Annotated in this window: 13 protein-coding genes; 1 reads left to right on the forward strand and 12 read right to left on the reverse strand. The window is 50.4% G+C overall.

Going from position 1 to position 11,685, the window contains the following annotated elements; translation table 11 throughout:
- Positions 1–133: 133 nt before the first annotated feature.
- The 12 genes from rimI to pyrG form a co-directional block, all read right to left on the reverse strand.
- Positions 134–709 carry a ribosomal protein S18-alanine N-acetyltransferase gene (rimI, locus tag QMG16_RS17910; RefSeq protein ID WP_281796418.1) on the reverse strand — a complete coding sequence of 192 codons (576 nt, stop codon included), beginning with the start codon at positions 707–709 and terminating at the stop codon, positions 134–136.
- A 113-nt stretch (positions 710–822) separates the two neighbouring features.
- On the reverse strand, positions 823–1,257 hold the full coding sequence (locus tag QMG16_RS17915; protein ID WP_281796419.1) for a PTS sugar transporter subunit IIA: 435 nt from the start codon (positions 1,255–1,257) through the stop codon (positions 823–825).
- Between the two features lie 9 nt (positions 1,258–1,266).
- Positions 1,267–2,142 (reverse strand): RNase adapter RapZ, encoded by an 876-nt coding sequence (gene rapZ / locus QMG16_RS17920; protein WP_281796420.1) that lies wholly within the window; start codon positions 2,140–2,142, stop codon positions 1,267–1,269.
- Between the two features lie 191 nt (positions 2,143–2,333).
- Positions 2,334–2,795, reverse strand: coding sequence for a PTS sugar transporter subunit IIA (locus tag QMG16_RS17925; RefSeq protein ID WP_281796421.1), 462 nt, complete (start codon positions 2,793–2,795; stop codon positions 2,334–2,336).
- 193 nt (positions 2,796–2,988) lie between these two features.
- A complete protein-coding gene (gene hpf / locus QMG16_RS17930; protein ID WP_281796423.1) occupies positions 2,989–3,531 on the reverse strand; it encodes a ribosome hibernation-promoting factor, HPF/YfiA family in 543 nt (180 codons plus the stop codon).
- Positions 3,532–3,731: 200 nt separating this feature from the next.
- Positions 3,732–5,180: an RNA polymerase factor sigma-54 gene (gene rpoN / locus QMG16_RS17935; protein ID WP_281796425.1), complete on the reverse strand. Its 1,449-nt coding sequence runs from the start codon at positions 5,178–5,180 to the stop codon at positions 3,732–3,734.
- A gap of 12 nt (positions 5,181–5,192) precedes the next feature.
- Positions 5,193–5,930: an LPS export ABC transporter ATP-binding protein gene (gene lptB, locus QMG16_RS17940; protein ID WP_281796426.1), complete on the reverse strand. Its 738-nt coding sequence runs from the start codon at positions 5,928–5,930 to the stop codon at positions 5,193–5,195.
- Between the two features lie 4 nt (positions 5,931–5,934).
- Positions 5,935–6,510, reverse strand: a complete 576-nt coding sequence (gene lptA, locus QMG16_RS17945; protein ID WP_281796427.1) for a lipopolysaccharide transport periplasmic protein LptA — start codon at positions 6,508–6,510, stop codon at positions 5,935–5,937.
- 7 nt (positions 6,511–6,517) lie between these two features.
- Entirely contained in the window at positions 6,518–7,102 is a 585-nt protein-coding gene (gene lptC, locus QMG16_RS17950) for an LPS export ABC transporter periplasmic protein LptC (RefSeq protein WP_281796429.1), read from the reverse strand.
- Positions 7,103–7,531: 429 nt separating this feature from the next.
- Complete coding sequence (locus QMG16_RS17955; protein WP_281796430.1) at positions 7,532–8,077, reverse strand: KdsC family phosphatase; 546 nt, start codon at positions 8,075–8,077, stop codon at positions 7,532–7,534.
- Between the two features lie 69 nt (positions 8,078–8,146).
- A complete protein-coding gene (gene kdsA / locus QMG16_RS17960) occupies positions 8,147–8,968 on the reverse strand; it encodes a 3-deoxy-8-phosphooctulonate synthase (RefSeq protein WP_281796431.1) in 822 nt (273 codons plus the stop codon).
- A gap of 18 nt (positions 8,969–8,986) precedes the next feature.
- On the reverse strand, positions 8,987–10,660 hold the full coding sequence (gene pyrG, locus QMG16_RS17965; RefSeq protein WP_281796432.1) for a CTP synthase: 1,674 nt from the start codon (positions 10,658–10,660) through the stop codon (positions 8,987–8,989).
- 711 nt (positions 10,661–11,371) lie between these two features.
- On the opposite strand from pyrG, the gene QMG16_RS17970 reads away from it, so the two are divergent.
- Positions 11,372–11,644, forward strand: coding sequence for an HU family DNA-binding protein (locus QMG16_RS17970; RefSeq protein ID WP_281796433.1), 273 nt, complete (start codon positions 11,372–11,374; stop codon positions 11,642–11,644).
- Positions 11,645–11,685: the final 41 nt, after the last annotated feature.

Below are 11,685 nucleotides of genomic sequence, written 5' to 3' on the forward strand. Positions count from 1 at the left end.
TGCAATGCATTTGAGTCGAACCGGGAAAACTCTGGACCCTCTCTTTTTGAATGTGAATGATAGGGCTGACTTCATCCTGGAAAAAAGCAATACTTCAAAGTACTTCAATATCTTAACTCATGAAGGGACCGTTTTAAAAGGGTCCCTTTCCCCCTATGCGCATTTCCATCAGGATCGCCGGTTCTCTTATGACTCCATAGTAGTCGGGGCGTTCTCCAACCACCTGGAATCCCAGGTTTTCATAGAGCATTCGTGCAGGAAGATTGCTTTTCCTCAATTCCAGGACAATGCTCTGGGCACTGCTTTCCCTGGCCAGTTCTAAGACATGATGGAGAAGCCTTCGCGCGATTCCTCGCCTGCGCCATTTTTTGTCGACGGTGACATTGAGAATTTGTATTTCATCGGCCACGCACCAGAAGCAAATATAGCCGGCCATGCGGAATGAAAGATTGCCGCGTGGCGCCTGGACCGATCCTTCGCGGGCCTGCCGGGCTTTCCGTCCATCATCGGGCTCACGAACCTGCGCCACAAGGATCTGAGAAAAAGAGTGACCCAGTTCTTCCAAAAAGGACTCTCCGGACCATGGTTCAAGATGACTCTCCCGCTCGATAGCCAGGATCTGCGGCAGCTCTTCTTCATGCAGTCGAGTGAGCCGAATTTCCAGTGGGTGCTCCATGCCCGGATTTTTATTCGTTTCCTTACCTTGCATAAAAAATTCTTAGGAAGTTGGCGGATTCCAATGTCCCGTTATTCACCACGGAGACACGGAGGATGCGGAGAAGATTTTGGAATTCTTATGGAATTTTTCTCCCGCTCTTTGTGTCACTCCGCTTTCACTGTGCGTGCCAAAACTTCGCTGGCAAGCGATATGTGGCGTTGCCCATACTCCTTGGCCAGCTTCGCGGCTTCATTGAGGGTATGATCTTTGCGGCAGGATGCCAGCTTGATGAGCATGGGCAAATTCATGCCGCAAACGACTTCCACTTTGGGGCCAAGAAAAGAAAGGCTGATATTTGCCGGTGTGCCGCCAAAAAGATCTGTGAGGATCAATACACCTTTCCCCTGGTCCAGTTCTTTGATGGCTTCCCCCAATTGCTTCACCATTTCCTCAACGGGCTGATCGGCTTTAAAGCAAAATGCCTTACACGCTTCGAGACGTCCCACGATCAGTTCCGCAACCTTCAGCATTTCTTCAGCCAGCCGGCAGTGAGAGATCGCCACGATTCCAATGACTGCCCGGTCGTTATCCTTTGACATCAGCCCCTCTCATTCCAAATGGATGTCCCGGTGAAAAACGTTTACAAAATAGTCATTTTTTTCCAGCTTATCTGCAACTTGATCGGCAATAACCACGGAACGATGTTTTCCTCCCGTACAGCCGATGGCGATGGTCAGGTAACGCTTTCCCTCCGACACATAGGAAGGTAGGAGCTTCAGCACAAGACGGCTGAAATCGTCGATGAAATCCTGAGCCGCAGGCCATTGAAGGACCCAGGAACGGATCTCGGAAGTGGATCCGTCCAGTTTTCTCAGATTTTCGACGAAATGAGGGTTTGGCAGAAAACGGACATCCATGACCAGGTCCGCTTCGAACGGCAGCCCGTATTTGAATCCGAAAGAAAGCACTTGCACTGCCAACATCTCTTTTTCCCTGATCATGGAAAAAGATCTCGTGATCATCGCCTTGAGTTGATGTACCGAGAGATTTCCCGTGTCCAGGATGCGTGTCGCCCGACTGCGCAGAGCCTTCAGTTGTTCCCGTTCGGAATGAATGGCATCGAGGAGCAGAGAATCGGAAGATCCTGCGGGATGGACCCGGCGCGTCTGGCTGTACCGACGCTGCAGAATGTCCGTCGCCGCCTCAAGAAAGATCATCTCAAAAGAATAGCCCAAGTCTTCCAGGCGTTTGAAGATGGTTTCATAATCTTTAAGGAATTTCCGTTCCCGAATGTCAATGCCCAGGGCAATCTTGCTGATGTCGGGCATATCTTTCTCACAAAGGGAAAGAAAATCGGGAAGAAGCGGGACAGGCAGGTTGTCGATGCAAAAATAATCCAGATCTTCGAAGGCCTTGATTGCCGTGCTCTTGCCGGACCCTGAGAGTCCGGTGACAACCACCACGTGGACTTTTCTTTCCGTCATACCTTGTATCCCTGGTTTTTTATGAAGGATTTCCTCCTCACCCGAAAAGTCAATACCGGTATTGGAGCAGGGGGAAGAAAGAATGGAATGCTCTGCTGACACAGATAAAGATCTGTCGATGTGAGACGGTCAAGATTGAGAGAGGGGGAGCATGAGTCGACCCCTCATCACTTCAATGTGTGTCTTCATGTTCAGAAGTCTTCATCCTCCTGGCGGATGATGGAGTAGATCTCTTCCCGGCTTGAAACGCTCCCCAATTTCTTGCGCACCGCGCTGTTCTTGAGAAGCCGGGCTATCTTCGCAAGGGCCCTCAGGTGAATCCCCGCACAATTTTCCGGGGCGACCAAAAGGAAAAAGAGGTGCACAGGTTTGCCGTCCATGGACTCAAAATCTACCCCCCCGGTTGATCTTCCGAAAGACAGAACGAGCTGGTCCAGATCCTTGAGTTTGCCATGAGGGATGGCGATGCCGTCGCCTATCCCGGTGCTTCCAAGGCGTTCTCTCTCCAGCAAGACGGCCATCAATCGGCTGCGGTCCAGTTGAGGTTTGTGTTCCAGCACCGCATCGATGAGCTCTTCCAGAACCTGCTTTTTGGTCTTGCCTTTAAGCTCCGTTATGACTGATTTCTCTGTCAAGATATCCAGAATCTTCATCTATCCCTCTTGTCCTCGTGCGCTCTTCAGCTGGAATCATCGAATGTGCATTGATCCATCAGTCGGGGCGTTGTATGGGATGCCGGATGGCCCTCCACATTCAAAATCCGATACCCTCTCGCGGAGCATATTTCCACGTATGATTCGAATCTGGAATTGCTAGTCCTGCAAACCCTTTATGGGGCGACCTGAGTTATGAAATCGTTTCTATGAGGCCGTAATTGCCGTCCTTGCGCCGATAAAGCACATTGATTCTATTGGTGTTCCGGTTGTTGAAAACTATAAATTCACCATTGGAAAGATTCAATTGCATCACCGCTTCGTCAAGGTCCATGGGTTTTGCAAAGACCTGTTCCGACCTGATGATGCGCGCTTCCTCTTCATCTTGTGGCGGCTGTGTTCGTACGAATTCTCCAGGCGCACCGAGGCGCTTGGAATGGTTTCCTCCCTTGTACCGGTTGGACCTCTCTTTGCTTTTTTTCGCCTGCCCCTCAAGGGTATCGGTCAACATGTCGATGGCGGCGTACATATCTTCCATTTCTTCCGTTGCGTTCAGACGCAATCCGCCGGCATCGATGGTTGCTTCCGCGATGTGCCGGAATTTTTCCACTTTGAGAACCACATGCGCATCGATGGGTTCCTTGAGATATTTCTTTATGCGCGAAATCTTTTCTTCGGTGTAAGTCCGCAACGGCGGGGACGGATCAATATGGCGAAACGTCACGCTGATTTGCATCTGTAAGATCCTCCATGGTGAATGCCTGCGCAGGAATTTCCGTTATGCGCTTCGGAAGCTTTTCGTAAAGAATCGGGCAAGGCAAGTCCACTTCAACATGAATATTATTCACCCTTGAGCCTCTAGCTTTGGCCGGTGGAGAAAAGTTTTCAAAGGCATCTCTTATCTCTTTTGCATGCCGACAAACCAGGGTTGCGATGTCAAGACTCCCAGAAAGATGACCTACGTTTGCTGGAAGGCAATATATTTAGCATTTCCCTATACTTGGCTACGGTGCGTCGAGCGATGTTGACATTCTCTTTTTTGAGGATTTCGACGATTTCCTGATCACTGTAAGGCTTCTTCGAATCCTCTTCCCGGATGATCTGTCGAATCCTCTCCTTGACGCTCTCTGAAGCAACCGCTTCTCCCAAAACGCTATTTATGGAACTGTTGAAAAAATATTTCAACTCAAAAATCCCATGGGGAGTATGCATATATTTATTGGATGTCACCCGGCTGATCGTGGACTCGTGCATTCCCACATCTTCAGCCACATCCCTCAAAACCATGGGCCTGAGATAGGCCACACCCTTTTCAAAAAAATCCGACTGCAGTTTGAGGATACTCTGAGCAACTTTGTAAAGGGTCCGCTGACGCTGGTGAATGCTTTTGATCAACCATGCGGCCGATCTCAGTTTGTTTTGAATGTAGTCCTTGGCATCTGCTGGCAATACGGCATCTTCACTGAGGGCCTCTTTATAATAGGAACTGACTCTCAGCTTGGGCATTCCATCTTCGTTCAGAACAATCACGAATTCATCATCCACCTTGACGACATAGACGTCCGGGCTGATGTATTCAACCGACTCTTCGTTGTACGCGCTGCCCGGACGGGGATCGAGCTGCAGGATGATATCGATGGCTGCCTTGACTTCTTGAGGCGTCTTTTTCAAGGTCCGCACCAGCGCCTGGTAGTTCTTGGTTTCAAGGTAGTGCAGATGCTGGTCGATGATCTGATGGAGCAGTTCGTTGTCGGGATAAAGGACCTTGGCTTGAATGAGAAGGCATTCCCGCAAATCACGAGCTCCCACGCCCAGAGGATCGAGGAGTTGAATCTTTTCCAGAACGGATTCCACTTCTTTGGTGCTCACTTCCCCCATTTGGGCGATTTCCTCTATCGTTGCATCCAGGTAACCGTCTTTATCCAGGTTTCCAATGATGAGAGCTCCGATTTGCTTTTCGGATTCTGTAACATCAGACAGGCGAAGCTGCCAGACGAGGTGGTCTTCCAGCGTATCGGGAAGTGTCAGACGATGATCGTAGGATGCCCATTCCTGGTTAGGGTCTGTTTCCACCACCACGGGGCTCCCCGAACTGTATTCGTCCAGGTAGCCCTCCCAGTCGAAATCTTCTCTGATTTTTTCAGTAATTTCAACAGATTCAAAAGGTTCATCCGCTTTGAGGGGCTCGGCCGTAACTGATTCGTCTCCTTGCACGATCTCTTCCTGCGTCTCCTCGAGCAACGGATTGGTTTCCAGTTCCTGGTTGATGGTCTCCAAGAGTTCGAGACGGGAAAGTTGAAGGAGCTTGATCGCTTGTTGCAACTGAGGGGTCATGATCAGTTGCTGGCTGAGTTTCAGCTGTTGTCTCAGTTCCAGTGCCGCCATTGTTCTATCCTGTTACGAAAGACTGAATTGATCTCCTAGGTAGGTCCTGCGAGCCAGATCGCTCTGGGCAATGCTCACCGGATCGCCTGCTTCCAAAATTTTTCCCTGGTGCATTATGTAAGCCCAGTCACAAACCTTGAGGGTTTCACGAACATTGTGGTCTGAGATGAGAACGCCGATCCCTTTTGCCTTGAGAGATCGAATGAGTCCCTGGATCTCCAGGACGGCAATGGGATCTATTCCAGCAAAAGGTTCATCCAGAAGGATAAAGCTGGGCTGGGTCACAAGAGCTCTGCTGATTTCCACGCGACGCCTTTCCCCGCCCGACAGTCGGTCCCCCTTGTTTCCAGCAAGGTGAGCGATATTCAGATCTTCCAGCAGTTCCTTCATTCGAGCGGTTCGTTCTTCCCTGCTCATGGACAAGGTTTCCAAAATAGCCATGATGTTTTGTTCCACGGTCAATTTCCTGAAAATCGAGGCCTCCTGGGGTAAGTATGTGATTCCCTTTCGAGCCCGCAGGTACATGGGGATTTGAATGATGTTTTCACCGTTCAAAAACACCTCACCCGCGTCCGGCCGAATGATTCCCACCACGCTGTAAAACGTTGTGGACTTTCCTGCTCCGTTTGGGCCGAGCAACCCCACGATCTGGCCTGCACGCACTTCCAGGCTTACCCGATCGACTACGTATCTTCCCCCGTACTTCTTGACCAGATCCTGTACGATCAACTTTTTGGATGAATCCGGCATGGTCTCAGTCCTTTCGGGCGGGGTGGAGAACCGCCTGAACAGGAGTCTGTGCGCCACCTTCCACTACACTGCGGCCCTGAGCGATGTACAACGTGATGAGACGCCCCTGGACTTTGTCCGCACCCTGGGAAACAACGGGATTACCCATGAGAACGATCTTTTGTTCAACGTGGTAATATACCGCCTTGTCGGCAGTGGCGACCTTGTCTTGTTGGGATATTTTGACATCGCCCTCTATTTCGATGCGGTCTATTTTATCCATCATGCTGGACTGGGAATTTTTCTCCGTCCCCGTGGATGCGGCATAGACTTTCAGCGTTCTGCCCGTGATCGTCAAATCGTCTTGCTGCACCACCACATGCCCCTCAAAGAGGATGGTTTTCTCGTTCTGTTTGACTTCCATCCGATCACTGGCGATGTGCAGGGGAGAATCGCTTTTGAGGGCTTTTTCGCCGGGAATGGGGGAGACGGATTTTTTCTCTGCAGCGAACGAAACGTTGGGTATTGTATTCAACAGCAAGCAAAAGAGAAGCAGGACCAGAGGAACAAAATGCCTGGAATTCATATGGGATGATTGCATGGTGGCCTCATTGACTGGGTTGAGATTTGGGAGGAAGGAAAACCACAGTCGCCCGGACCCCTCCCTCGATGATTCCCTCACGTTCCGGGATGTGGAACTGCCATCGTTTCCCTTGAAGATCCACGTCGGGTCCTGTGAGGTGAATGAGTGATTCCGACTGGATGGTCCTGGCTTCATGATTGTAGAAAGCCTTCTCTGTGGATAGAGTATACCCTTGAGGCAGCGTCGCTTCGACGGAATCCGTCAATTCGATGTTCCGCGTCCCAGCAAACAAAATGCCCTTCTGACTTTTCAAATAAATCTCTTCTCCGCTCTTCAAAAAGAGAGTGAGTAGGACCGATGTGAGAAGCGTCTTTTGTTCATCCTGAAAATAATTTGCCTCGGATGCCTTGAGGGTCCAGATGCGATTGCCTTCCTGCATTTCCGTGTATTCCATGTCCGTAAGCTTCATTTCAGCTTCCGTCGGTTCGCTTTCCTCAACGACCCGCTGTTCTTTCATGGTTTTCCCTTTCCAGATTCCCACCATGAGCACCGACGTCAAACCCAACGCCAGAGTCAGAACCAATCCCTGCAGTAATTTGCGAGAAGACATCACACTATACCTGCGCCTCATTGCCGACAGGATGCAGTCACCATGGAAAGATTGCCATCCGCCTGGCTTCCGCAAGTGGATAGCCTGGGACGCCTTCTCCGGGGACCACTTCATAAGAGAGGGTCGGCCAACTTAGAACCTATCCAGAAACCACCTGTAGACTTTGCGACACCCCCCTTGGTCCCCCCTCGAGGGGGGAATTAAAGGGGGGTGTCCGCTGCCGAGGTAGGTTTTCGGATAGGCTCTTAACCACTTGCTTTTCTTTCAGTAATGAAGCTTGTGAAAGAAAATAAATTTATTTAATAAAATTAATTAATTACGATATCATTTTCTATTTAACATGCACTAGCTGTGCCTGTAAAGTGATATTCTATAATTTTTTTGATAGGAGCTTGAAAAAACGGGGAGAGGGGATGAAGGAAGTCGTTGTCAGCTTTGGAAATAACGTTGCGTCACTTTTTCCCACCGGCCCTGGACCTGTAAAATCAGCTCACAAACTTCTCTTCCCGCTCCAGATCCTCCCCTGGCTCGAGTCACATAATGAGCATACGGCATTACGTGAGAGGTTGCATTGGATACAGCGACGGCGAACCCCACTCTTCGCATGACGGGGATGTCGATCAAGTCATCTCCCACATACCCTACTTCCTCGTCCTTCAGACCGGTTTCCGAAAGGATCTTCTCATAGGCTTCCACCTTGTAGTGGACTCCCTGGTAGACTTTTTTTATCCCCAGACCCTCCGCCCGGTTATCCACCGCCCTGCAGTACCTGCCGGTCACCAGCGCCACATCGATTCCCGCCCGCTGCAGCAGCTTGATACCATGCCCGTCCTGCACATCGAAGGCTTTGATCTCCGACCCGTCATCGTGGTAGATGATGCGTCCATCGGTCAAAACGCCATCCACGTCGAAAATCACCAGTCGAACGGGTAGGATGCGCATTCGCAATTCGTGGCTTATTTCAGTAAAAGTCATTTTTTCCACCTGTCTCCGGGAAATGGTGTCTGGTACTGAGATCCTTCCATGGCCGTTCAAGCACAAGGTTCATTGGTCATCCCGCACGGCATGATAGATTTTCAGAAGCTTTTCGAGCAGTGAAGGTACCTGGGAAAGCCTCAGAGAATTCGGTCCGTCGCAGAGGGCTTTGTCCGGGTCCTCATGCATCTCGAGGAATACCCCGTGGGCACCTGCTGCAACAGCCGCACAAGCCAGTGGGGCGACATATTCGCGCTGCCCGCCGGAACTCGAACCCTCTCCTCCAGGCAGTTGAACGCTGTGAGTGGCATCGAAAACGACGGGGTAGCCAAAATCGGTCATGATGGGGATGGATCGCATGTCCACCACCAGGTTATTGTACCCGTACTGACTTCCTCGTTCGGTGAGAAGGATCTTTTCATTGCCGGTCTGTCGAACTTTCTCTATCACCTGGGTCATATCCCAGGGAGCGAGAAATTGAGACTTCTTGATATTGACCGGTTTTCCCGTTTCTCCCGCTGCTCGCAAAAGGTCTGTCTGCCGTGCCAAAAAAGCCGGAATCTGAAGAATGTCCACGATATTCCCTGCCTGAGCGGCTTCCGGTACACTGTGGATATCCGTCAAAACGGGAACTCCGAGCTCCTCTCTTACACGGGCCAGGATAGAAAGGCCCTCTTTGAGTCCCGGTCCGCGATACGATTGCAGGGAGGTACGGTTGGCCTTATCGTAGGAGCTCTTGAAGACATAAGGGATTCCAAGATCTTCGCATGTTGCCTTCAGGAAAGCTGCGATTCTCAGCACCAGTGCTTCGTTTTCAATGACGCAGGGGCCACCGATGACAAAAAAGCGACTCTTCCCTATTTGTTGTCCCAACACTTCAAATTTTGCCACGCATGTGCTCCTGAAATTTCAGCATTCACATTCCTTTTTAAAGTCCTCGGGACGTTTTTCTCTAGCTTGTTCCAGGCACTTGCCCACAAAGGCCTTGAAGATGGGATGGGGTTCCATGGGGCGGGACTTGAATTCGGGATGGAACTGACAGCCAAGAAACCATGGATGGTCGGGAATCTCTATGATTTCCACCAAATTCTTGTCGGGAGAAAGGCCGCTGAAACGCAATCCGTTCTTGGCCAGAATTTCCCTGAAATCATTATTGAATTCATAACGATGCCGGTGCCGTTCCGAGATTTCCGAGCGCTGATAGGCTTCGTAGGCAAAGGAATTCGGCTCCAGCACGCAGGGATAAGCGCCCAACCGCATGGTACCGCCAAAATCCGAGCTTTCATCTCTGCGGATCACCTGATTGTTTTTGTAGTCGAACCACTCCCTCATGAGGTAAATCACCGGGTAGGGAGTGTGCTTGTCGAATTCCATGCTGTGAGCCTTTTCCAACCCTGCGATATTGCGCGCAAACTCCACAGTGGCCAACTGCATGCCCAGGCAAATGCCGAGAAACGGGACCTTGTTTTCCCTGGCATACTTGATGGCCTTGATCTTTCCTTCAACACCCCGCTGACCGAATCCCCCAGGAATCAAGATACCGTCGGCTCCTTCGATGAGAGCTTCGCCGCCTTCTTTTTCTACATTCTCAGAGTCGACATAATCCAGCAGCACGCGGGTATTGTGAGCACCCCCCCCATGGACCAGGGCTTCGTTCAGGCTCTTGTAGGATTCCGTCAATTCAATATATTTTCCTACAATAGCAATGCGGACCTCGTATTCAGGCTCTTTGAGCTTGCGAACCATTTCCCGCCATGGATCGAGGATAGGAGCACGGGTCCATATATTGAGAAGGCGCAGAATTTTTTCGTCCAGCCCCTCCTGATGAAAACGAAGTGGAGCTTCATAAATACATTCCACATCTTGTGCCGTGATGACTCCGTCGGGTTCAACATTGCAGAAATGCGCGATCTTGGCCTTGATCTCGGCCGAGAGCACTTTTTCGGTACGGCAGAGGAGGATGTCCGGCTGAATGCCTATGCTTCGAAGCTCCTTGACACTGTGCTGAGTGGGCTTGGTCTTCACTTCGCCCGATGTTTTCAGGAAGGGTACGAGAGTGACGTGTATATAAAGAACGTTTTCCCTGCCCACGTCGTTTCGAAACTGGCGGATGGCTTCCAGGAAGGGAAGACTTTCAATGTCGCCGACCGTGCCGCCGATCTCTACAATGATGACATCGTAGTCCTCCACCGCTCCGCGGATGCAGGACTTGATCTCGTCGGTTACATGGGGGATCACCTGGACCGTGCCTCCCAGGTAGTCGCCGCGCCGTTCTTTCGTGATGACTGAGTAGTAGATGCTCCCGGATGTGAAATTGTTCTTCTTGGACATCCGGGCATGGGTAAAACGTTCGTAATGCCCCAGATCCAGGTCCGTTTCGGCTCCGTCATCCGTGACAAATACTTCCCCATGCTGGAAAGGGTTCATCGTTCCGGGATCCACATTGATGTAAGGATCCAGCTTTTGCAGGGTCACTCGCAAGCCGCGACTTTCCATCAAAGCTGCAATGGAAGCAGCGGCCAACCCTTTTCCCAGCGATGAAAGAACCCCGCCTGTAATGAAAATAAATTTTGGCTGCCGCAAGATCTGTGCCCTTTCTTTATGATTGACTTTTTTCCGGTTCGATCAGGTGTGCCTCACCCAAGGCCGGTAGGAGTATAGCAAAAGACAAACCAAAGTCAATGTCGGCGCCAGAGAAGACAAAGAAAATCGGACTTGAATGATGAATTATTGCAACAGGATATGAATTGTGAGCAGAAAATGCCATGGCCTTGTTCGTTTGGGAATTTCTTCATATGCATTTCGATGGCCCATGGGCAATCAAAGAAATCCGGCAAGTCAAAATGGGTTCTTAGAGAAGATGGTTTCTGTCTCTTGTGAAAATGAGCTTCCGCAGCTGTGCATATATGCCGACGACCGGTTAAAAAATGTTGTATTTAGTAGAGCTTGGCTTTAGAATACGCCACATTGCTGGAGTGACCAGACGCAGTTTCGGTGGATGAGACAGGGATGAACTGCTTTTCTTAAAGAGATAGCTATAGAGAGACCGACCGTAAGGAATATCTAATTCATTGAAAATAGGACCATTCCAGGTAGATCGGCCCTGTGCCTTTAATGTGGCCGACAGCCTGGTTCTCAATGCCTTTTTGAACGACTTGCAGTCAGAATGAATCTCGAGCGATGAAGGGGGCTAATTTTATTTGCAAGGAAAGGGGGTGGGAAGTCAGGGGCTCGTATAATTCGGTGTAATTCATTTTTCAGTTTTAAATTCAGTAATTATGAGGAGGAAAGATCATGACTAAAGCTGAATTGGTATCGAAGGTGGCTGGGGATGGCGGAATCACCAAGGCACAGGCGGAGAAGGCTGTGGATGCTATGGTTGCCGCCATCGCGGATGCCCTGTCGGGTGGGGACAAGGTGACTTTGGTGGGGTTTGGAACCTTCAGCGTTGGGGAACGGTCTGCACGTGAAGGAAGGAATCCCAGGACCGGGGAAAAGATCAGCATTCCAGCGTCCAAGGTTGTGAAGTTCAAACCGGGCAAGAGCTTGAGCGAAAAAGTAAAATAAAGTCTCCCCGCCCAACAAGGCAGGACGTTGTTCGTCGATAC

The organism is Desulforhabdus amnigena, from assembly GCF_027925305.1.
GTDB lineage: Bacteria > Desulfobacterota > Syntrophobacteria > Syntrophobacterales > Syntrophobacteraceae > Desulforhabdus > Desulforhabdus amnigena.